This window comes from Paraburkholderia sp. DD10, from assembly GCF_049177125.1.
GTDB lineage: Bacteria > Pseudomonadota > Gammaproteobacteria > Burkholderiales > Burkholderiaceae > Paraburkholderia > Paraburkholderia terricola.
In genome coordinates this window covers 892,479-914,294 of record NZ_CP185392.1, presented here as the reverse complement: position 1 = coordinate 914,294, position 21,816 = coordinate 892,479, and the positions used below count along the sequence as shown (strand labels likewise).

Sequence of the window (21,816 nt, the reverse complement as noted above, 5' to 3'; positions counted from 1 at the left end):
TTGAGCGGGCTCGCGACGATGGATACCACCGGCACGCGCCCGCCCCTGAAACGCACGGTCGGCTCGAATCAGGTCGGCATGCGGCAGTTCAACGAACGGATCGTGTTGCAGGCGATCCGCTTGCATGGGCCGCTGCCGAAAGCCGACGTGGGCCGCTTGACGCGTCTTTCGATGCAGAGCGTCTCGATGATCGTCGACCGTTTGATCGACGACGGTCTGCTCGAAAAGCAGGCGCGCGTGCGCGGCAAGATCGGCCAGCCCTCGGTGCCGATCGCGTTGCGCGCGGACGGCGCGTACACCATCGGCGTCAAGGTGGGGCGCCGCAGTCTCGACGTGCTGGCGATGGATTTCGCGGGCCGCGTGGTGTGCCGCGATGTATTCGAGTATGCGTATCCCGATCCCCGCACGCTGTTTCCCGCGCTCGAAAGCAGACTGGCGCGCGTGAACCAGACGCTCGGCGCGAAGGCCGGCAAAGTGGTCGGCGTGGGCGTGGCCGCGCCTTTGTGGCTCGGCGGCTGGCGCGACTTTCTCGGCGCGCCGCCCGACGCCCTGGGCGCATGGCACGAGATCGACTTGCGCAGCCGCATTGCGGGCATGACGGGTTTGCCCGTCGAGTTCGCCAAGGACACCACGGCCGCCTGCGCCGCCGAACTCGTGATGGGCCAGGGCCGCGGCATTCACAACTTTCTGTACCTGTTCGTCGGCACGTTCATCGGCGGCGGCCTCGTGATCGACGGCCGTTTGCATGGCGGGCCGCACGACAACGCCGGCGCGGTCGGCTCGATTCCGCTGCGCGACGGCAGCGCGCGCAAACCCGCGCGGCAACTGCTGCACGCGGCGTCCGGCTTCGTTCTGGAACAGTTGCTGAGCGATGCGGGCGTGCCGCCCGCCGCCGCGCACGATCATCGGGCGTTGTCGCCGGACCTGTGGCGTCACACCGAGCAGTGGCTCGATACCGCCTGCCCCGCGATCGCCAACGCGCTGACCAACGCGGCCGCGTTGCTCGACCTCGAAGCGGTGGTGATCGACGGCGAACTCGACCGGCAACTGGTGCGGGAAATCATTCGCCGCACCGAGCGTGTGCTCGATCGCTTCGAATGGGAAGGCATGGTGCGTCCGCAACTGCTGGAGGGCACCATCGGCGCGGACGCGCGAGCAATGGGCGGCGCGATTCTGCCGCTGTACGCGCATTTCGCGCCGACGCACGAGCTGTTTCTCAAGCCCGCCGTGGACGCGGTTTATTAGACGCTGTCAGGCGCGGTCCGTGTTGCCGGGCATCGGTCTCATGCGGCACCGTTCCGCTGAATGAGCCGCTCAATGCGCGTCCACCTTCGTGATCGACGCGGTATCGGCGGGTTGTTCGTCCAGCAACGGTTGCAATGCCGGCGCCATCGACTTCAGCAACTGCACCGACAACGCGCTCGTGAACTCGTAGTGAGCCGCATAGGGTTCATGCACCCACGCGGTCAGCGTGCCGTAGAAACGATCGCCCATCGCGAACACGAAAGTCGCGCTGCGGTTGACCTTGCGCGATTCGATCAGCCGTGCGCCCTTGGCGAACACATTGAAGCGCTGATCGCCGGTGCCGGTCTTGCCGTAGACCTGAAGCGTCTGACCATCGGGGAACGTCATGCCTTGCGCGAGACGCCGGGCCGTGCCGCCCGTCACGACGTCACGCAGCAGCCCCTTCATCACCGCCGCGATTTCCGGCGAGATTTGCTGTTGCGGCGCCACCGCCGCACGTTTGAAATGCGTCTCGTACGGCGTGTCTTTCGCGAAGTCGAGTTGCGTGAGGCTTTCGGTCGGCACCTTGTTGCCGTCGTTGGCGATCAGCCCGATCAGTTGCGCGAGCGCGGCGGGCCGATCGCCCGATGCGCCGATCGCCGCGGCATACGAAGGCGTGAGCGTCGCGAACGGATAGCCGAGCGCTTGCCACGATTTGCCGATCGCCTCGTAGGCGCGCAACTCCACCATGCGCTTGATGCGGCGGTCTTGCGTCGCGTGATAGCGGGTCTTGAAGAGCCACGAATACGTCGACAGGCGCACGTCGCGGCTCGCGTTCTGAATCTCGCTGAGCGTTGCGTCGGGACGTTCGCGCAAGTAATTGACGAGCCACAACTCCAGCGGATGAACACTCGAAATATAGCCACGGTCGTTCAGATTAAAGCGGTCGATCGCGTACTTGCCGTATAGCTTCGCGAGGTCTTCATCGTCGAGTATCGTGGCGGCCGGCGTGTTCTTCAGCGCGGCGCGCATCCTCGCGTTGAACCATGCGTTGGACTCGTCGGGCGCCACGCTGCGCAGCACCGTCGCCACCTTGGGCGGCGACTTGCGCACGCCGAGCAGCAGCAGGGCCAACTGCTGATCGCGTGTCTTGCCGTGATACTTCGTGTAGAAACGGCTCATGTATACGCGGCTTTCCTGATCGGCGAAACGCGTCAGGTACATCTTGCGGGTCGCCGGATCGCCGAGCCATTGCGACGACGACCCGGTGGTCCGCATCATCTCGTAGTTGACGATATCGCGCATCAGCCGCACGAACACCAGGTTCACCGAATGCTGGAACGCGCTATGAAGAGTCAGGATGCGGCCGTTGTCCTCGGCTTCGAAATTGTTGAAGGTTTGCGCGCCGCCGCCCGTGTAGAACGTTTCGCCCGCGCTCGCCGAGTATTTGCGTTCGACGGCCGCGTCGAGCATGGCTTGCAGCGAACGGTCGGAGGTGTGCGCGAAATAGTCGAGCGCCCAGCGGGTCAACCTGTCGTTCGGATCGGGCTTGACGGCCTTCAGCTCAGCGGGGCTGAACGGCGCAAAACGCGCATGCAAGTCGGAGACGATCTGCAAGTACGTCACCATCGTGCGAAGTTTTGCCGTGGAGCCGAGATTCAGCCGCGCGCCCGAGTTGATATCGAACGGCTGGTTGACGCTGTCCGTTTGCACCCGCACGAGGTTGGCGCCGTCGCGCCGTTCGAACAGCGTGAAGCTATAGGCGATCTTCGAGGGGTCGTCCGCGGGGCGCAACATATGAAAGCCGACGAGACCCGCGGTTTGCGCGCCGTCGCGCGTCGCGGCGGCGGCGAGCCGTTCGCTCACGGCCTGTTGCACGGCGTTGTTGAGCGTGCCCTTCGCTTGCAAGTCCAGGCGATCGAGTTCGTAGAAACTCTTCACGCCGAGCGCGGCCAACAGATTCGAGCGCATCGACGTGACGGCCTTGCGCGATACGAACGAGTCAACGCTCTGCGTTCGGGTAGGCGCACGGCGCAGTTCGACCTGCGCCGACAACGCGGCATCGCGCAGCGGCATGGAGATGATGCCGCCGTTCGCCAGGAGCCGCAGATAGCTATCCGTCAGACGTTCGAGTTCGGCATAGCCGCTGTGCAGCAGACGCGAGGGCGCGCGCTGCGCGATCATCAGCGAGAGCACCTGACGGAAGGCCACGCCCTGCCCGGGCAGATTCCCGGGAGTCGACGGCGCGTTCAGGATGCGGTTCACGTCGCTGAAATCGCGGCCGTACCAGGCGGCGAGACCGTCGCCGATGCCGTTGATCTCGCCGATGCCCGGTTGCGCCGCAAGCGGCACCGAGTTCAGGTAATGCACGACGATCTGCTGACGCGCGGGCATGGTCTGCGGACCGTCCAGATAGGCGCGCACCGAAGCCGATGCGATTTGCCGCAATTTCTCGGGCGGCGTCGCGGTGCGCCCGCCCTCGGAGTGGCGGAATTTTTCGATCTGCGTGGCAAGCGTGCTGCCGCCAGGCGTCGATTGATGATGGTTGAAAACACGCGCGCCCTGGTCGACCACCGCGCGGCTAAAGCGTCCCCAGTCGATCGCCGGATTGCGGTTGGGCTGGCTCGGATCGAGCAGATAGCGATCTTCGATAAAAAGCAGCGAATTGACGATGAGTGGCGGAATGGCCTCGAAGCTGTCATACACGCGGCCCGGAAACCGCGCACCAAAAAGCGGCGCGCCGGTGCCGTCGAAGAGTTGCAAACCCGCCTGATCTTTTTCGACGTAGGGCAGAAAGAGACCGTTATCCGCCAGCGACAACATGCGCTCCGAACTGCGCGCCTGCGAGGTGATTTCGAAGCCGCGTTCGAGCAGCCGCTGCTGGATCGACGGCAGCAACGCGTAGCCGAGACGGCTGTCGTAAGGGCCTTGACTTGTCTGAGGGAAGCGGATGGAGTGGCTCGGACCGTCCGCGACCGAGAAACCCACGTCGCGTGTCAGTTCGGAGAGGTAGCGCGCCTGCAGGCGCGACGTTTCGATTTCGACCTGGCAGAAGCGTGCCGCTGCGGCTAGCGCAAGCAGAAACGCTGCCGCCAGCCCCCATTTGAACCACTTGCGAACAGGCGCCGTACCCGCCGTGCGAAGTGGAAGCCGAACCAGTGGCCGATTCATGGTTGCTCTCCCCGAGCCGGCGCCATGCTTATTAATCTGGCGCACCTTCAACTCAGTGTAGCGCGGAACGCGAGGCTTTAATCGGTTCGGATTTACCCGAAGGTGTCACGGGTACAACATCTGCTGACGAGACATGGCGCGGCGTGAATTGCCGTGCGATATTGAAGAACTTTTCTCGCACCAAAAAATGCGCGTTAGCTAACTTTTTGCCGCGCGCGCAGCAGTTCGATGAATTGCTGCGCCGGCGGCGACAGCACGCCGCCCTTGCGCGTGACGACGCCGAAGGTTTGCGACGGCGATTTCAGCTTGACCGGCACAAGGCGCAGCATTTTTTGCCGAACGAACAACTCGGCAATCGCGGTCGGCAATAACGAAACCAGTTCGGCGCTGCTTTGCAAAAGCGCGACGGTCACGAAAGTCGATGCAGTTGAAATAGGGTTATCGGGCATTTCGAGTCCGGCGAGATCCATTTCCCGTTCGAGCAGCGCATGCAACGGCATATGTGACGGATAGACCACCCAACGGTGCGCGGCCAACTCGGCCAGTTTTACTTCTCTCTTCGGCAACGGTGGATGGTTATGACCGACCACCACCGATAACGGCTCGTCGCCCAGCGGACGATAGTGATACTTCGACGGATCGGCGGCGACCGCCGCGCGGCCGATCACCAGATCGAGCCGTCCGTCGTCGAGTTGCTGGAGCATGCGCGCGCTGGTGTCTTCCACCACTTCGATCGACAGATTCGGCTGCCCCGTATGCAGTTGATTCAGCGCCGGCACCACGCACGCCGGAATCGCGCCCATGATCGCGCCGATCGCGAGACGTCCGCCGCGCCCCGAACGAATCTCCGCGACGTCCTGGCATAGCGCGGTGAGATCGGTCGCCACGAGGCGCGCATAGCGGATCACGCAATGACCGAGCTGATTCGGGATCATGCCGCTTTTCGAGCGCTCGAAGAGCGGGGCTTCCAGCATCGATTCCAGTTCCTGCAACGCCTTGCTCGCGGCCGATTGCGTCATCGACATCGCGCCGGCCGCCTTGTGCAGCGACTTCTGGTCGTCCAGCGCGATCAGCAATTGCAACTGCTTCATGCGCAGTTTCGACAGCAGCGTGTTGAAGGTGTCTTTCATGGTTCGGCGGATCGCAAAAGCACGTGAGTCGCAAAAGCGATCACAAGATGGAAACAATTCACTATACCCGCCGTGCCCGCCGCCGTATAGTCGGCGACGGAGACATTCAAACGAGCTTCGCTCATCACCGTCAAACCACGCACATCGCCATGACCCAACTACGCAATCCTGCCGCGCTGCGCGGCGTGTTCCCCGTCGCGCCGACCATCTTCGACGAAGCGGGCCGCCTCGACCTCGAAGGCCAGAAACGCTGCATCGACTTCATGATCGACGCGGGTTCGAACGGCCTGTGCATCCTCGCGAACTTCTCCGAGCAGTTCGCCCTTTCCGACGACGAGCGCAACACGCTGATGCACGTTGTGCTCGAGCAGGTCGCGGGGCGCGTGCCCGTGATCGTCACGACCACGCACTTCAGCTCGCATCAGTGCGCCGAGCGCAGCCGCAGCGCGCAAGCCGCGGGCGCCGCGATGGTGATGATCATGCCGCCGTATCACGGCGCGACGATCCGCATCGGCGAGCGCGGCATTTACGAGTTCTATCGCACGGTGTCCGATGCGATCGACATTCCGATCATGATCCAGGATGCGCCGGTCAGCGGCACGGCGTTGTCCGCGCCGTTCCTCGCGCGCATGGCGCGTGAACTGGAAAACGTGTCGTACTTCAAGATCGAAGTGCCGCAAGCGGCGAACAAGCTGCGCGAACTGATCGAGTTGGGCGGCGAAGCGGTGGTGGGTCCGTGGGACGGCGAGGAGGCCATCACGCTGATGGCCGATCTCGATGCGGGCGCAACGGGCTCGATGACGGGCGGCGGCTATGCCGACGGTATCCGTCTGATCGTCGACGCTTACGCGGCCGGCGACACGGAAGCGGCCGCCGCGCATTATCAGCAATGGCTGCCATTGATCAACTACGAAAACCGCCAGGGCGGTCTCGCGTCGTGCAAGGCCTTGATGAAGGAAGGCGGCGTGATCCGCTCGGACGCGGTGCGCCATCCGTTGCCGCAGATGCATCCGGCCACGCGTGAAGGGCTGCTGAAAGTCGCGCGGCGGCTCGATCCGCTGGTGCTGCGCTGGGGCCGTTAAGGCTGGTTCGAGCAGGTGCGAGCAGACGCGGGGCACGCGCACTGGACGCGGGCGCGCGCTTGCGGCTAACCTAGCCGGATGCAAAGCTATTACGAAGCCACTGTCACGCGCGCTTCCGGGCTCGCGTCTGCTTACGCGCCGCTAACCGGCCGGCGCGGCGTAAACGTCTGCATCGTCGGCGGCGGGCTCGCGGGTTTGTCGACCGCGTTGGGGCTCGCCGAGCGCGGTGTCGGCGATGTTGCCGTACTCGAAGCCGAGCAGGTCGGCTTCGGCGCATCCGGGCGCAACGGCGGGTTCGTGTTCGGCGGCTACAGCCTCGATTGCGCGGACCTGCTGAAAACGCTTGGGGCCTCTCGCGCCCGCGAGCTGTATGCGCTGACCACGGATGCGGTCGATCTGATGCGCAAGCGTATCCAGCGTTACCGCATCGATTGCGACGTGACCGATGCCGGCGTGATCCTCGCCAACTGGTTCGACGAGCCGGCGCTGCTCGATTCGCAGCGGCGCTTGATGCGCGATTCGTTCGGCGTCGAATGGGAACCGGTGCCGGCCGCGCAACTCGCTTTGCAACTGAAGACGAACCGTTATCACGGCGGGCTCCTCGAGCGCCACGCGTTCCACTTTCATCCGCTGAAATACGTGCTGGGCGTCGCCGCCGCGGCGGCCAATGCCGGCGTGCGGATCCACGAGCATTCGCCCGTGGTGCGCCTGCAACCCGAGGGCGCGGGGTTCGTCGTGCATACGCCGCATGGCTCGCTCGAAGCGCGTCACGTCGTGATGGCCGGCGGCGGCTATGCGCGCAACGTCTATCCGAAGGTCGAGCGCACGGTGCTGCCGATCGCCACTTACGTCATTGCAACGGAACCGCTCGGCGCACGCCTGAAAGACGCGATCGACACGCGCGCGGCCGTCTACGACACGCGCTTCGCCTTCGATTATTACCGCCCGCTGCCCGACACGCGCATTCTGTGGGGCGGCCGCATCTCGGTGCGCGACCGCGCGCCCGAAGTCATCGCGCGGCTGTTGCGGCGCGATCTGCTGAAGGTCTATCCGCAATTGCACGACGTGCGTATCGACTATGCGTGGGGCGGCCTGATGAGTTACGCGCGTCACAAGATGCCGCAAATCGGCCGCGGCGCGGACGGCGTCTGGTACGCGGTCGGCTTCGGCGGACACGGCATGGCGCCGACCACCGTGTCCGGTGAACTGCTGGCGGCGGCCATCGCGGGCGAGCGGCCGGTGCCGGAAGCGTTCGCGGCGTTCGGCCTGACGCCCGCTTACGGCGCGTTCGGTCTCGCGGCCGCGCAATTGACCTACACCGCCATGCAGGCGCGCGACGCGCTCGCCGCGCGCCGCCGGCCGCACCGCTCGTCCTCCCGATAACCGCCGAGGCACGGCTCGTCATGCCCGAAACCCGCGCCAGAGGCCGTTTTCACCATGCTAGAATGCGCCGTCACTGGCGCTCGAATACACAATGAAAAAGGGAAGCAAGGCCGCCGAGCCTGATACCAACGGCATCCCGTCCGAGACGCCGCGCACCGACGCCCGGCGCAGCGACGCCCGACGCAAGTACGATCCCGAACAGACCAAGCGCAATATCCTCGAAGTCGCGACTCAGGAGTTCTCCGCGATGGGCCTGACGGGCGCACGCGTCGACGCGATCGCGGAACGCACGAACACCACCAAGCGCATGCTGTACTACTACTTCGGCAGCAAGGAAGGCTTGTATCAGGCCGTGCTTGAAAAAGTGTACGGCGACATTCGCGCGCTCGAACAGGATCTGCACATCAGCGAACTCGATCCGGTCGAGGGCATGCGCGCGCTGGTCGAGTTCACCTTCGATTATCACGACCGCCAGCGCGATTTCGTGCGTCTAGTGACGATCGAAAACATTCACGGCGCGAAGTACGTCGAGCAGGTCAAGACCTTCAAAGGCCGCAACGTCACCGTCATTCATACGATCGAGGATCTGCTCGCGCGCGGCATCGCGTCCGGGCAGTTTCGCAGCGACGTCGATGCGATCGATCTGCATTTATTGATCAGTTCGCTGTGTTTTCATCGCGTCGGTAATCGCCATACGTTCGGCACGGCGTTCGGGCGCGATCCGTCGCATCCGCGCTTGCGCGCGCGGCATCGCGCGATGATCGTCGACGCCGTGCTGCGTTTCGTGCGCAAGGAAAACTGAAGCCGGCCGGAAACGAAAAAAGCGGAACGCGGCCTCGCCGCGTTCCGCTTTTTTATTTGCTCGATCCGTCTGGTTGCGATCGAGTCGAATCGCTCAATGCACCAGCACGATCCGCTTGATGTCGCCGACGATGAAGATATACGACAGCGCGCCGATCAAGGCGATCACGCCGATGAACACCAGCGCGCCGACGAACGAGCCGGTCGCCGCCACGATGAAACCCACCACCAGCGGCGTTATGATGCCGGCCAGATTCGCCGCGAAGTTGAAGATGCCGCCGGTCACGCCGAGCAGGCCGTCGGGCGCGATGTCCGACACCAGGGTCCAGCCCAGGGCGGCCATGCCTTGCGCGAAAAACGCCACCGACAGAATCGCGATCACCGCCACGTTGCTCTGGACGTAGTTGGCGAGAATGATCGTCGACGCGAGCAGTAGGCCGGCGATGATCGGCAGCTTGCGCGCCACGTTCGCCGACTTGCCCCGACGCAGCAGCCAGTCGGAGAACAGACCGCCGAACATCACGCCGATCGACGCCGCAATGAACGGCATGATCGCGAAGAAGCCGATCTTCAGCCACGCCATATGACGTTCGGTGGCGAGATACGTGGGAAACCAGGTGAGGAAGAACACCAGCGTCGAATTGCCGGCGAACTGGCCGAGGCAGATGCCTGTCAGTTGACGGTGCTTGAGCAGGCGCCCAATCGTGCGCCATTCGAAGCCGGTCTTCGCTGCGGGCTCAGCGCCCGAAGCAGCCGCTTCTTTTTTCCGGTGCGTGAGACCGCCGCCCGCTTCGATATAGTCCAACTCCGCCTGATTCGCCGACGGATGATCGCGCGGCTCGCGATAGAACATCCACCAGATGCCGCCGAACACGATGCCGGCGCCGCCCACCACCAGAAACAGCGAGCGCCAGCCGAACGCGCCCATCAGCATGAACAGGAACGGGCTGAAGAAGGCGAGGCCGATATATTCGCCGACCGTGTAGGTGCCGGTCGCCATCGCGCGCTCGCTTTGCGGAAACCACGTGGCCACCACGCGGCTATTGGTCGGAAAACACGGCGCCTCGGACACGCCGAGACCCAGCCGGAACGCGAACAGCCCGCCCACGCCGTTCACGAGTCCTTGCGCGAGCGTGCACAGCGACCACAGCGTCATCGAGAGGAAATACGTGAGCTTGCTGCCGAAGCGGTCGAGAAACAGGCCGCCCGGAATCTGCGAGGCCACGTAGCTCCACGAGAACACCGAGAACAGCAGGCCCATCAGCGCGGCGTTGATGCCGAGTTCCTTGGTCAACTGCGGCGCCGCGATGCCGAGCACCGTGCGGTCGAGATAATTGATCATCGTGCCGACCGCGAGCAGCGCGAGAATCTGATAGCGGGCTTTCGAGCGGCGCGGGGTGCTCACGGCGGCGTCCGTCTGGAGCGTGGCGTTAGCGGAACTGGATTGTGTTGGTTGTGACATGTATGTCCGTCTCCTCGATCTGGCATCGATCCGTTATGTACCGGCGCTTGCGCCGCCGGCTAGCGTTGCAACAGCGACTGAAAGTGGGTGTACACGCGCTCGGCGTCCGGTTCGAGACCCGTGAAAATGCGCATTGCGTCGACCGCCTGATACACCGCCATACCGCCGCCGCTCAGCGTGCGGCAGCCGAGCGCTTCGGCCGCCTGCAACAGCGCGGTGCGAATCGGGAAATAGACGATGTCGGCCACCCACAACTCGCGGTGCAGCAATTCGACCGGCAAGGGCAAGCCGGGCAGCTTCGCCATGCCGGTGGGCGTGGCGTGAATCAGGCCGTTGGCGGCGGCGAGCGACTCGGCGAGCGAACTGCCGGCGCTGACCGTCGCGCCGGGGAAGCGCTGCTGCAATTCCGCGGCGAGCGACGCGGCGCGCGCGGCGTCCACGTCGAACAGCGCGAGGGCTCGCGCGCCCATCGTCAGCGCGGCGTGGGCGACCGCCGCCCCGGCGCCGCCCGCACCCAGTTGCACGACGCGTTCGAGCGATACGTCCGGCAAGCCGCGCTGAAACGCACGCGCGAAACCGGACCAATCGGTGTTGTGGCCGATGCGCTTGCCGTCCTTGAACAGCACGGTGTTGACCGCGCCCAACGCGCGCGCGTCGTCCGACAGTTCGTCGAGCAGCGGGATCACCGCTTGCTTGCAGGGGTACGTGATGTTCAGGCCGTCGAAGCCCATGCGTTCGGCGGCAACCAGCAGATCGGGCAGCGCCGCGACATCGAGCTTCAACGCTTCGAGATCGATTCGCCGATAAACGTAGTTCAGGCCGAGCTTGCCGCCCTCTTCCTCGTGCATCGCGGGGCTCAGCGATCCGCCGATGCCCGAGCCGATCAGGCCGACCAGATAGGACTTCGGGTTGGCCTTTGAACTTGCGAGTGCGTTCGCTTGTGTGTTCGCTTGTGTGTTCATTTAGCCGCCCTATTCTTAAGGATGGTCGCCATCCGTTCCAGGGCGAGCACGTAGCCTTGCGTGCCGCAGCCGACGATGACCGCCTCCGCCACCGCCGACACATACGAGTGGTGACGGAACGCTTCACGTCGATGCACGTTTGAAATATGCACTTCGATGACCGGCTTTTCGATCGCGCTGAGGGCGTCGGCGATGGCGACCGAGGTGTGCGTGTAAGCCGCCGGATTGATCACGATGCCGTCGACCTTCGTGCGCGCCGCGTGCAGCCAGTCGATCAGTTGATGCTCGGCATTCGACTGGCAAAAGTCGATCGATAGATCGAGGCGCGCGCCGGCTTCGCTGCATAGTTTCGCGACGTCGTCGAGCGTTTCCGAGCCGTAGATGGCCGGCTCGCGCGTGCCCAGCAGATTGAGGTTCGGTCCGTTGAGAACCAGTACCGATGCAAAGCTCATGACAGCTACTCCTGCGAAGTAAGACTTGAAGCGAACCACGGCACTCGCGGCGGTTCTACGACGTGGACGAAGTGTGCGCGCATTGTCCGTCGCCGTCATTCGGGGTTTGTACGAATTTGTACCATCTAGTTAGTTTGTATAAACTGGCGAAAATTCGGGCCATTGTCGATAGGTTTTGCCCATGGTTTGCTGAGATTGGGTAACTAGCTGGACCAATTTTGCGCATTACAGCACGCGGCTCGCGACGCATGCCGCGGCGCGGCGCACCGGCCGCCGCCCGCAGTTCTTCAACAGCCGTTCCATTGTTTTTGCAGGAGCCGTTCATGCAACGTTCGATTGCCACCGTGTCGATCAGCGGAACCCTCGTCGAGAAGCTGAACGCGATCCACGCGGCGGGCTTCGAGGGTGTCGAAATCTTCGAAAACGATCTGCTGTATTTCGACGGTTCTCCTGCCGACGTGCGGCGCATCGCCGAGGATCTCGGGCTGAAAATCATGCTGTTCCAGCCGTTCCGCGATTTCGATGGCGTGAGCCCCGAACGTCTCGCGCGCAATCTCGATCGCGCGAAACGCAAGTTCGACGTGATGCACGAACTGGGCACGGACCGCATTCTGGTGTGCAGTAACGTGTCGCCCGACACCATCGGCGACGATTCGCTGATGATCGATCAGTTGGGCGCGCTGGCCCGCGCGGCCGAGGCGGCCGGCGTGGTCGCCGGATACGAGGCGCTCGCGTGGGGCAAGCACGTGAAAACCTACCGCCATGCGTGGAAGCTCGTGAACGCCGTGAACCATCCGAATCTCGGGCTCGTGCTCGACAGCTTTCACACGCTGTCGTTGAACGATACGGTGGACGGCATCGCCGACATTCCGGGCGAGCGCATCGCCTTCGTGCAGATCGCCGACGCGCCGAAGCTCGCGATGGACGTACTCGAATGGAGCCGCCATTACCGCTGCTTTCCCGGCCAGGGCGATTTCGACGTGGCCGGCTTCACCGCGCAAGTCGTGAAAACGGGCTACAAGGGGCCGCTTTCGCTGGAGATTTTCAACGACGGCTTTCGCGCCGCGCCCACCACCATTACCGCGGCGGACGGCCATCGCTCACTGCTGTTTCTCGAGGAGCAGACCCGCGCGCTACTCGAAGCCACCCAGCAGCCGGTCGGCGATCTCTATCGATCGCCCGCGGCGCCCGCGCACGTCGGCTATCAGTTTCTCGAGTTCGCGGTCGACCGCACCACGCGCGCGCAACTCGTCGACTGGCTCGGCAAACTGCGCTTTCGCCAGGCCGGTCAGCATCGCTCGAAAGAGGTGACGCTGTATCAGCACGGCGCGGCGTCGATCGTGCTGAACGCCGAGCCCGATTCGTTCGCCAACGCGTTTTTTCAGCAGCACGGCTTGTCGCTCTGCGCATCGGCGTTTCGCGTGGACGACGCCCGCCAGGCATTCGAGCGCGCCGCCGGTTTCGGCTACGCGCCGTTCTCCGGCCAGATCGGCCCGAACGAACGCGTGCTGCCCGCCGTGCAGGCGCCCGACAGCAGCCTGAACTATTTCGTCGACGAAAGGCCGGAACAGCCCACGTTGTTCGAAGCCGATTTCGTTCTGACCGACGTCAACGGTCCTACCGAAGTAGGGCCGCTCACCCGAATCGATCACGTCTGCCTGTCGGTGCCGGCGAATTCGCTCGATACGTGGGTGCTGTTTCTGCGAACCGCGCTAGGCTTCCAGGCCGAGCCGGGCGTGCTGGTGCCCGACCCATACGGCCTCGTGCGCAGCCGCGCGCTGCGCAGCCGTGACGGTTCGGTGCGCATCGTGCTGAACGCTTCGGTGGATCACCATACGGCGGTGGCCGAAGCGTTGCACACCTATCACGGCTCCGGCCTGAACCATGTCGCGTTCAGCACCGGCGACATTTTCAGCGCGATTCCCGAGTTCGTCGCCGATGGCTTGCCGGTGCTGCGCATTCCGCGCAATTACTACGACGATCTCGCGGCCCGCTACGCGCTGCCGGACGAGACGCTGGAGGCGCTGCGCGCGCACAACATCCTGTACGACCGCGACGAGCGCGGTGGCGAGTTTTTCCACGCTTACACGGAACAACTGGATCAACGCTTCTTCATGGAAATCGTCGAGCGGCGCGGCGGCTACGACGGCTATGGCGCGGCCAACGCGGCCGTGCGGCTTGCTGCTCAGGCGCAGCGCCGCAAGTAGGGGGTCGGCACAGGCACCGCGAGCGGGTCGAGCGGGGGCAAAGGGCGGAGCGGGCACATCCCGTGCGGCATTGGCGGGAACCGTCGCATCGCATCGATATAATGCGTTGTTTCGCGGCCGGAGCCGCGGGCCGCGCCCGTACCGGCGTTGCACGTACCGTCAGCCGAATCAAATGCCAGGAGAGATATGAAGAAGTTTGCCGTAGTGCTGTCCATTCCCCTGCTTCTGAACGCTTGTGCCTATTTCCAGAAGAACCCGGACGCCGGCGAGCCCGTGACGGACACCACCACGCAGCGCTCGGTCAACGACGTGGTCGCCTGTTTGACCCAGCTCGCCACGAGCCACAACGCCGCGTTCAAGTCCACGGCAATCCCGCAAGGCCAGATGCTCGACTTCGGCGATTCGAATATCGTCAAGGTGCGCAGCGACAACGGCGCGACCACTTACCGTTTCTATGCGGGCAAGCGCCACGTCAACAATCTCTGGATCGAAACAGCGGGCAAAACCTGCGCGCCGTAAGGCCCGTGAAGGGTCATCGAGGGTAAACGCAGGTAGCGGTGACAATCGGTAACGCGTTCTCGTGCCATCTTCGTGTCACGGTGTTACAGGACAATGGTCGCTTAAGAATCGTTTAAGACTTCGTCCGCATCATCCACCCGACACTAATTCGCACGAGGTGCGCCATGAACCCCGATCAAGAGACGAACGACGCACCGGCGCCGGCCAGGCGGCCCACGATTCTGCGCCGCCTGTTGAGCCACCACGAACTGGCGACCTTGCTGCTGTTGCTGCACGCGCCGATCGATGCATCCGCGAAACCCGAGATTCCGCAGCTTCATGAGGCCGGCCTGATCGAAACGGTCTCCAGCGACGCCGGCGCCTCGCATATTCGTCTGACGCCCGAAGGCAACGCCGTGCTGCGCGGCCTCGGCGTGAAGTAACGCAACGTCGGCCGGCTTATGCCTGCCACACGCCGTACCCCGCCTCCCGCAAGCTGATCGCCAACTCCACTTCCATATCCTGTGCGCCGCGGTAAGGCATTGGATTGAACACGTCGTACAACTCGGGCACGAGGCGCAAGCCGTAATCGCGCACATAGCGATTGGCCTGAATCCCGGCCTTGTGCCGGTCGAATCGCAGATCCGGGTCCAGTCCCGTCATCCCCACATACACGCAAGGCCTGTCGAACCGGTAGTCCGGATTCGCGCGGCGAAAGCGCGCCTCGTTCCAGACCGTGTCGTCGAGCGCGACGACGTATACGTAATAGTGATGCTTGCGACGGACCATGTGCGACGGCTCAGTTCCGCGAGGTTCCGTGCAGCAGCATCCGGTATTCGGTCGGCGTGACGCCGACGGTCGCCTTGAATTGCCGTGTGAAGGCGCTGTGGTCGGTGTAGCCGCAAAGCGCGGCGACGTCGGTCACCTTGTCGTGCGAGACCAGCAGCGCCGTGGCGGCGTCGAGGCGTGTCTTGAGCAGCACCTGGCGCGGCGTCAGATGAAACACCTTGTGGAAGTAGCGCTCCAGTTGCGCGACCGACATGTCGGCCATCGCCGCGAGTTGCTTCAGGTTCAACGGCTGCACGTAGTTTTCCTGGATCGACTGCACCACCGCTGCGAGCCGGCTATACGCGGGGTGGCTGCTTTCGTCCGCTTTCAGGTCGCGCGAAATGCCGGCGAGACCAACCACTTTCCCCGAAGGATCGCGCAACGGCTGCTTGCAGGTCAGGCACCAGCCCGGCTGGCGGCCCGGATACAGGTGCAATTCCAGTTGATCGATCATCTGGTTGCCGACGTTGATGACCGCCTTGTCCTGCGCCGTGTAGATGCGGCCGAAGCGGCGCGGAAAAACGTCCTCGGCGGTCTTGCCGAGCAGCGCTGTCTTTTCCTTGAAGCCGCAGCGCGAGGCCAACGTGCGGTTGACCAGCGCGTAGCGCGCCTCGACGTCCTTGACGAAGAACACGACGTCCGGCATCGCGTCGAACACGGGCTCGAGCAGCGTGAAGTGCGACAACATGCCGGACAGCGTTGCGTCGTCCGGTTCGAGCGGATGAGCCAGCAAGTTCATCGTGCGGATTCCGTGGTCGATGTTCGGGCGTTGGACGGTATGGTTTCGCGTTGGGTTATGCGGGTGATCGGCGGCGCGTGCGCTCGGCGTGCGGTTCCCGGGCAGTCGCTGCGCCGTAGCCTTTCGCGTCTGCGGACGATTATAGGGCCGTGCTGCTGCCGGCAATATCCAGAGGATATCCGCAGGCCGATGTCACTCAGCCAACGGCGGTTCTTCGCTCGCCGCCATCAACGTGCCGATTCGCGCCGGACTGAACGGCGGCCGCGGCGCGGCGGCCTGCCAGCCGAAGTACAAGCTCGCCGCCGCGCCGCAGATTCTGCCCTGACAGGCGCCCATTCCGCAACGCGTATGCAGCTTGGCGTCGCGCCAGTCGGGATAGGCGCGCACTTCGCCGAGGCTGACGTCTTCGCAGCGGCAAAGCAGCGTGGCGTCGGCGGGCGCTACAAGCGCCGCGTCGCGCAACGCAAAGGCCGCTTCGACCCGGCGGCCGAAGCGGCGCCAGCGCGCTCGTTGCGCATGCAGCACGGCACGGCTCGCAGCAGAGCCGCTTGCCGACAGTCCCGCGAGTTCGCCTTCGACGGCCGCCAGTTCCGCGCCGCCGATACCGGTGCACTCGCCCGCCGCCAATACACCACCGACCGAACTCCGCTGCTCGCCGTCGACGACGATCTCGCCCGCTTCGTTGATCGCGCAGCCGAGCGCGTGCGCGAGCGTGACGTTCGGCACGAGTCCATAGCCGCATGCAACGCGGTCGCAAGCGAGCGTCACGTTCCGCTCGCCGCGCCGGATTGTCACGCGCTCGACGCAGCCTTCGCCGTGCGCCTCCTGCACGATGCTGCTAGTCCAGTAACGCAATCCCGTGAAACCGCGCGTCATGCCAACGGCCTGGCGCAGCTTCGCCGGCTCGCTGATCAACGAGGCGCCGAAGCGCGCAACCTCGAACGCCGGTGCCTGTTCGACCACCGCCACCACGCGCGCCCCAGCCGCGCGCGCGGTGGCGAGCGCCCCGATCAGCAACGGACCGCTGCCGGCAATCACGATCCGTTCGCCGTGCACCGGCATGCCGCCTTTGATGAGCGCCTGCAACGCGCCGGCACCGGTCACGCCGGGCAAAGTCCAGCCCGCGAACGGCAAAAGCCGCTCGCGTGCGCCGGTCGCGAGAATCAGGCGCTCGTACCTGATGCCAACGCCGCCGTGCCCGGCCGATTCCAGCAGCAAGCCGTGCGCGCCCAATGGCGCGATCACGCGGGTCGAAGAAAAATACGTGACGTTGCTTTGCTGATTCAAGTCAGCAAGCAGTCTTTGCAACGGTACTTGCGGTGGCTGGCCCGGACCTTGTCTCCAGATCTGGCCGCCGGCGCGCGGATTGTCGTCGAGCAGCGCGACGGTAACGCCCTCGCGCGCCGCCGCATGCGCCGCGTTCAATCCGGCCGGACCGGCGCCGACCACGACGATATCGAAGTGCTGCGTCATCGCGCGTTCATCATATGAGGGACGCTGATGACCTGGCCTTCGCGGCATAGTGTCTGACAGGCCAGCGCATGCGATCCACCGTCGATCGTCACGCGGCACTCCTGGCACACGCCCATGCCGCACAGCGCGGCGCGCGGCTCGCCGTCGACCGAAATCCGCGTGCCTTTCACGCCCGCGAGAACGAGCGCGGCGGCCACGGTCGTGCCGGTTTCGACTTCGATGCTTTGGTTGTCGATCGTCACGCGAATGCGCGTCGTGCCGGGGCTAATCATGAGCCACCACCTTGCGCGCAAAACGGGCCGGCAAATAAGGCTCGACGGGAATCGGCGCGGCGCTCGCCGTGATCTGCGCGGCGAGCAGTCTCGCGGTGGCGAGCGCGGTGGTCACACCGAGGCCCTCGTGGCCGACGGCGAGCCAGACACCTGGCGCGAAATCGCCGGCCGGGCCGATCAACGGCAGGCCATCCGGCGACGCCGCGCGAAAGCCCGTCCAGGCGCGAACCCCATTGAGCGTCGGCAAGACGGGCAGATAGCGCGCGGCACGTTGCAGCATCCGCGCGAGTACCGGCATCTCGACGGCGGGATCGGTGGTGTCGAACTGACGCGACGAGCCAATCAGCAATTGCCCCGTGGGCCGCGGTTGCGCATTGAACGCCACCGAGGTGCCGGCCGCATGATGCGCGCTCTTGATGTAGCCGAGTTCCAGCAACTGATGACGGATCAGCGAGGGATAGCGGTCGGTGATCAGCAGATGACCCTTCTTCGGCTGCAACGGCAACGGCTGCACCAATTGCCGTGCGCCCAGGCCGCTAGCGACGATCACGTGCGCGGCGCCGATGCGTTCGCCGTTTTGCAGCGTCACGCCATCCGCGCGGACCGCCGTAACCGGCGTGCGCAGCCGCAAGCGGATATTCGCCGCTGCGGGAGACTGCGTCAGCAGCCACTCGGCGACGGTGGGCGCATATACGATGCTGTCGTGCTCGACGCGCAAACCGCCCGCCATCGACGCCGCCAAGGCGGGCTCGCACGCGCGCAACGCGGACGCGTCGAGCAGTTGCGCACCGATGCCCTGCGCCTCGAACGCGGCATGCATGGCGCGGGCGGCGTGCCATTCTTCGTCGTCGGCGGCGATCCAGAGCGTGCCGCAGCGCGCGAACGCGTCGCGCGTGCGCAACCGCGGCGCGAGTTGCAGCCACAAGTCCCGCGAGTAACGGCTGAGCGCGAATTCCGCCGGCGAATCGTTCATCACGACGATGTGGCCCATGCCCGCCGCCGTCGCGCCGCCGCCGATGCCATGCGCGTCGAGCACGTCGACCCGCATGCCTAGCGCGGCCAGCTCCGCCGCGCAGGCCGCGCCGACGATGCCGGCTCCGACGATCAGCGCATCCGCTGTCATACCGTGGGAATGCCCCACGCGAACGGGTCGCGCTCATCGAAGCAGAGGCGCCCTTCGGCCATGATGTGCGCGTGGCCGGTAATGGTTGGGATCACCGCAACGCCGTCGCCTGCGTGACGATAGCTGGCCTCGAACACGCTGCCGATAACGCTCTCCTGCCGCCACACCGCGCCTTCGGCGAGTTTGCCGTCGGCGGCGAGACAGGCGACTTTCGCGCTCGTGCCGGTGCCGCACGGCGAGCGGTCGTACGCGTTGCCGGGGCAAAGCACGAAGCTGCGGCTGTCGATGCCGTCACGCGAACCGGGTGCGAAGAGTTCGATGTGGTCGATCAAGGCGCCGTCCGCGCCGGTGATGTGTTGCGCGATCAGCGCATCGCGAATTGCGGAACTGAAGACGGTCAACTCGGCGATATGCGACGCGTCCAGCACATGCCCATGTTCGGCGACGAGAAAAAACCAGTTGCCGCCCCAGCCGATGTCCCCGCTCAATACGCCATGACCGGGCACGTCCACCTGCACGGCTTGCCGGTAGCGATAAGCCGGCACGTTGCGCACGGCGACGCTGCCGTCCTCGTTGAGCGTCGCCTCGACGATGCCGACCGGCGTCTCGATCCGATGACGTCCTGGCCCGATCCGCCCCATGTGCGCGAGCGAAACAACGAGGCCGATCGTGCCGTGCCCGCACATGCCGAGATAGCCGACGTTGTTGAAGAAGATCACGCCGGCCGCGCAGGTGGGGTCGTCCGGTTCGCACAGCAGCGCGCCCACCACCACGTCCGAGCCGCGCGGTTCGGTGACGACGCCGGCGCGCCAGCCATCGAAGCGGGTGCGGAATACGTCGAGACGTTGCGCCAGCGTGCCGCCGCCGAGATCCGGGCCGCCCGACACCACGAGGCGGGTCGGTTCACCGCCGGTGTGCGAGTCGATGAAGTCCAAGGTTTTCATGACGCCCATGGTAGGAATGCCGGGCGTTCGCGTCTTGGTGCGCTTACGCGCGGATTGTGACGATTTTGGCACAGTCCGGCCGATGGCTTACGGGCAGGTTACTTCGTCGAACCGGATCATGGACCGTGCCGGCGCCACGAGCGGTGAGCGAGACCTGAAGCGCATCGCATGTCGCTGGCAACGCCTCTTCGAAGGAGACCGCCTTTTATCCCGCAATATGCGGAACGGCTTGAACGAGCGCGGGTACAGGCATATCGCCTATGCCGAAATCGTCATTCACAGCGCGCGAATCGCGCAAGACGGCGGCATTTTCCCTGCTTACACTGCGCCTCGACACATCACACTCAGGAGAGCAGTCGTGGCGCATATCTGGGAAGGCGTATGGCCCGCGGTCACCACCAAGTTTCACGCGGATTTCAGCATAGACCGCGCGTGGACAGCGAAGAACATCGAGGCGCAGATCGACGCGGGTGTGGACGGCATCATCGTATGCGGATCGCTCGGCGAAGCGTCGACGCTCTCGCTCGACGAAAAGCTGCAGGTGCTCGACATTGCCGTCGAGGCCTCGCAAGGCCGCGTGCCGGTGTTATTGACGATCGCCGAAAACAGCACGCTCGACGCCTGCCGCCAGGCCGAAGCCGGCGGCCGTCGCGGCGCGGCCGGTTTCATGGTGTTGCCGGGGCCGCGCTATTTGTCGGACCGGCGCGAGACGCTGCATCATTTCCGCAGCGTCGCCGATGCAAGCGCGTTGCCGCTGATGGTCTACAACAATCCGCTCGCCTACGGCGTCGACATGACGCCCGAGATGTTCGCGGAGATCGCCGACGAACAGAAGATCGTCGCGATCAAGGAATCGTGCGGCGACGTGCGGCGCGTGACCGATCTGATCAACGCGGTGGGCGACCGCTTCGCGATTCTGTGCGGCGTCGACAATCTCGCGATGGAAGCGATGCTGATGGGCGCGCACGGCTGGGTGGCCGGACTCGTATGCGCGTTTCCGCACGAGACCGTGGCGATCTACAGATTGCTGAAGGCGGGACGCCTTGAAGAAGCGCGAACGATCTATCGCTGGTTCGCACCCTTGCTCGCACTCGACGTGTCGCCGAAGCTCGTGCAGAACATCAAGCTGGCCGAGACGATCGTCGGATTGGGAACAGAGCCGGTGCGCCCGCCGCGTCTGCCGTTGGCAGGCGACGAGCGCAAGGCGGTGGAAACGTTGATTCGCAACGCGATTGAAACGCGGCCGGCGCTGCCGCGAATCTGAATCACGTTTGATTTTTGCCGAACCGGCCGATAGCAATCGCTGGCGGCGGCTGTAGGCGGTGGTGCGATGGATGCGGCGGCCGCCGCCTCATTCACCTTCGATGCGGAGGCGAATTCAGGCGACCCGCTTTTGCTCGTCGGCGGATTCATCTTGCCGCAGATGCAGCAGTCGATAGCCGCTTTTATAAACCGGTTGCAGCCGGAACTCGTTTTGCGGCTCGATTTCGAGCAACAGACGCAGCCGCGAGACGTGGCTGTCGATCGTGCGGGTGAACTCGCGGAACTCACGGCCCCACACCATCGCGAAGATGTGATCGCGCGACATCACGCGGCCGATGTTGGAGAAGAACAGCGACGCCAGCCGGTATTGCGTGCCGGAGAGTTGCACCGGCTGGCCACGCACCATGACGACTTGACGGTGCGTGTCGAAATGATACAGCCCCCGCACCGCCAATTTGCGACTAGAAATCATTGGTTTATGGTGGATTTTTGGATCGAAATTCACAGCAAAAACAGCATGACGCGTCCAAGTAAAATCAATCACTTACGGAGAGTTATGAACATGCCCGCCAAGGGTTGGCAGCTCTCCGCTCCCATGTAGGTGCGCGTCGCAAACGTCATGCAACCAACGTACGAGTCGACATCGATAGTCCAGTCGCCAGCCATCCGTGAAGAGCATTGCAAGCGAGCCAGAGTCGCAAAGCGCTGAAACCTTGAGAAAGTCCGGGGCGATAGTCGCTGAAGCTTGGCCGAGCTCGGACCGCGCCAACCATGCCCCGTGCGCGCCGTTGGAATCCGTCCA

At 64.5% G+C, this 21,816-nt stretch carries 19 protein-coding genes and 1 pseudogene; 8 read left to right on the top strand and 12 right to left on the bottom strand.

Annotation, left to right across the window (positions count from 1 at the left end; translation table 11 throughout):
• The first annotated feature begins 18 nt into the window (after positions 1 to 18).
• A complete protein-coding gene (locus ACOCG7_RS04275) occupies positions 19 to 1,245 on the top strand; it encodes an ROK family transcriptional regulator (protein WP_073432073.1) in 1,227 nt (408 codons plus the stop codon).
• A gap of 69 nt (positions 1,246 to 1,314) precedes the next feature.
• Here the strand turns inward: ACOCG7_RS04275 and ACOCG7_RS04270 are convergent, their stop codons facing one another.
• Both ACOCG7_RS04270 and ACOCG7_RS04265 read right to left on the bottom strand, forming a co-directional pair.
• Positions 1,315 to 4,395: a transglycosylase domain-containing protein gene (locus ACOCG7_RS04270; RefSeq protein ID WP_073432072.1), complete on the bottom strand. Its 3,081-nt coding sequence runs from the start codon at positions 4,393 to 4,395 to the stop codon at positions 1,315 to 1,317.
• Positions 4,396 to 4,589: 194 nt separating this feature from the next.
• On the bottom strand, positions 4,590 to 5,525 hold the full coding sequence (locus tag ACOCG7_RS04265) for a LysR family transcriptional regulator (protein ID WP_421376954.1): 936 nt from the start codon (positions 5,523 to 5,525) through the stop codon (positions 4,590 to 4,592).
• 149 nt (positions 5,526 to 5,674) lie between these two features.
• Between ACOCG7_RS04265 and ACOCG7_RS04260 the strand changes: the two genes are divergently transcribed.
• From ACOCG7_RS04260 to ACOCG7_RS04250, 3 genes are all read left to right on the top strand, one after another.
• Positions 5,675 to 6,607 (top strand): dihydrodipicolinate synthase family protein, encoded by a 933-nt coding sequence (locus ACOCG7_RS04260; RefSeq protein WP_073432070.1) that lies wholly within the window; start codon positions 5,675 to 5,677, stop codon positions 6,605 to 6,607.
• A gap of 78 nt (positions 6,608 to 6,685) precedes the next feature.
• Positions 6,686 to 7,990 carry an NAD(P)/FAD-dependent oxidoreductase gene (locus ACOCG7_RS04255; protein ID WP_083086397.1) on the top strand — a complete coding sequence of 435 codons (1,305 nt, stop codon included), beginning with the start codon at positions 6,686 to 6,688 and terminating at the stop codon, positions 7,988 to 7,990.
• Between the two features lie 91 nt (positions 7,991 to 8,081).
• The gene (locus ACOCG7_RS04250) at positions 8,082 to 8,792 is read left to right on the top strand and encodes a TetR family transcriptional regulator (RefSeq protein ID WP_073432068.1); all 711 of its coding nucleotides are present in this window, start codon (positions 8,082 to 8,084) and stop codon (positions 8,790 to 8,792) included.
• Between the two features lie 93 nt (positions 8,793 to 8,885).
• Here the strand turns inward: ACOCG7_RS04250 and ACOCG7_RS04245 are convergent, their stop codons facing one another.
• From ACOCG7_RS04245 to aroQ, 3 genes are read right to left on the bottom strand one after another with little or no spacing between them, the layout of a single operon-like run.
• The gene (locus ACOCG7_RS04245) at positions 8,886 to 10,253 is read right to left on the bottom strand and encodes an MFS transporter (protein WP_421376951.1); all 1,368 of its coding nucleotides are present in this window, start codon (positions 10,251 to 10,253) and stop codon (positions 8,886 to 8,888) included.
• Positions 10,254 to 10,312: 59 nt separating this feature from the next.
• Positions 10,313 to 11,215 carry a shikimate dehydrogenase gene (locus tag ACOCG7_RS04240; RefSeq protein WP_073432066.1) on the bottom strand — a complete coding sequence of 301 codons (903 nt, stop codon included), beginning with the start codon at positions 11,213 to 11,215 and terminating at the stop codon, positions 10,313 to 10,315.
• A complete protein-coding gene (aroQ, locus tag ACOCG7_RS04235; RefSeq protein WP_073432065.1) occupies positions 11,212 to 11,667 on the bottom strand; it encodes a type II 3-dehydroquinate dehydratase in 456 nt (151 codons plus the stop codon). The genes ACOCG7_RS04240 and aroQ overlap by 4 nt, the downstream gene beginning before the upstream one ends.
• Before the next feature lie 323 nt (positions 11,668 to 11,990).
• Between aroQ and ACOCG7_RS04230 the strand changes: the two genes are divergently transcribed.
• From ACOCG7_RS04230 to ACOCG7_RS04220, 3 genes are all read left to right on the top strand, one after another.
• Positions 11,991 to 13,874, top strand: a complete 1,884-nt coding sequence (locus ACOCG7_RS04230) for a bifunctional sugar phosphate isomerase/epimerase/4-hydroxyphenylpyruvate dioxygenase family protein (protein WP_083086395.1) — start codon at positions 11,991 to 11,993, stop codon at positions 13,872 to 13,874.
• A gap of 186 nt (positions 13,875 to 14,060) precedes the next feature.
• On the top strand, positions 14,061 to 14,393 hold the full coding sequence (locus tag ACOCG7_RS04225) for a hypothetical protein (RefSeq protein WP_073432063.1): 333 nt from the start codon (positions 14,061 to 14,063) through the stop codon (positions 14,391 to 14,393).
• A 164-nt stretch (positions 14,394 to 14,557) separates the two neighbouring features.
• Positions 14,558 to 14,815 (top strand): hypothetical protein, encoded by a 258-nt coding sequence (locus ACOCG7_RS04220; RefSeq protein ID WP_073432062.1) that lies wholly within the window; start codon positions 14,558 to 14,560, stop codon positions 14,813 to 14,815.
• A gap of 16 nt (positions 14,816 to 14,831) precedes the next feature.
• Here ACOCG7_RS04220 and ACOCG7_RS04215 read toward each other — a convergent pair whose 3' ends face one another.
• The 6 genes from ACOCG7_RS04215 to ACOCG7_RS04190 form a co-directional block, all read right to left on the bottom strand.
• Positions 14,832 to 15,161 (bottom strand): hypothetical protein, encoded by a 330-nt coding sequence (locus ACOCG7_RS04215; protein ID WP_073432061.1) that lies wholly within the window; start codon positions 15,159 to 15,161, stop codon positions 14,832 to 14,834.
• A gap of 10 nt (positions 15,162 to 15,171) precedes the next feature.
• Positions 15,172 to 15,939 carry an AraC family transcriptional regulator gene (locus ACOCG7_RS04210; protein WP_073432060.1) on the bottom strand — a complete coding sequence of 256 codons (768 nt, stop codon included), beginning with the start codon at positions 15,937 to 15,939 and terminating at the stop codon, positions 15,172 to 15,174.
• Positions 15,940 to 16,131: 192 nt separating this feature from the next.
• Positions 16,132 to 17,412, bottom strand: coding sequence for an FAD-dependent oxidoreductase (locus ACOCG7_RS04205; RefSeq protein WP_421376946.1), 1,281 nt, complete (start codon positions 17,410 to 17,412; stop codon positions 16,132 to 16,134).
• The gene (locus ACOCG7_RS04200; protein WP_073432058.1) at positions 17,409 to 17,684 is read right to left on the bottom strand and encodes a (2Fe-2S)-binding protein; all 276 of its coding nucleotides are present in this window, start codon (positions 17,682 to 17,684) and stop codon (positions 17,409 to 17,411) included. The genes ACOCG7_RS04205 and ACOCG7_RS04200 overlap by 4 nt, the downstream gene beginning before the upstream one ends.
• Positions 17,677 to 18,807, bottom strand: a complete 1,131-nt coding sequence (locus tag ACOCG7_RS04195; protein ID WP_083086392.1) for an NAD(P)/FAD-dependent oxidoreductase — start codon at positions 18,805 to 18,807, stop codon at positions 17,677 to 17,679. Before ACOCG7_RS04195 ends, ACOCG7_RS04200 begins: the two co-directional genes overlap by 8 nt.
• Positions 18,804 to 19,760 carry a 4-hydroxyproline epimerase gene (locus ACOCG7_RS04190; protein WP_073432056.1) on the bottom strand — a complete coding sequence of 319 codons (957 nt, stop codon included), beginning with the start codon at positions 19,758 to 19,760 and terminating at the stop codon, positions 18,804 to 18,806. The genes ACOCG7_RS04195 and ACOCG7_RS04190 overlap by 4 nt, the downstream gene beginning before the upstream one ends.
• Before the next feature lie 349 nt (positions 19,761 to 20,109).
• Between ACOCG7_RS04190 and ACOCG7_RS04185 the strand changes: the two genes are divergently transcribed.
• A complete protein-coding gene (locus ACOCG7_RS04185) occupies positions 20,110 to 21,015 on the top strand; it encodes a dihydrodipicolinate synthase family protein (RefSeq protein WP_421376943.1) in 906 nt (301 codons plus the stop codon).
• A gap of 114 nt (positions 21,016 to 21,129) precedes the next feature.
• On the opposite strand, the pseudogene ACOCG7_RS04180 reads toward ACOCG7_RS04185, so the two are convergent.
• A pseudogene (locus tag ACOCG7_RS04180) lies at positions 21,130 to 21,456 on the bottom strand (winged helix-turn-helix domain-containing protein); the annotation flags it as partial.
• Positions 21,457 to 21,816 lie beyond the last annotated feature (360 nt).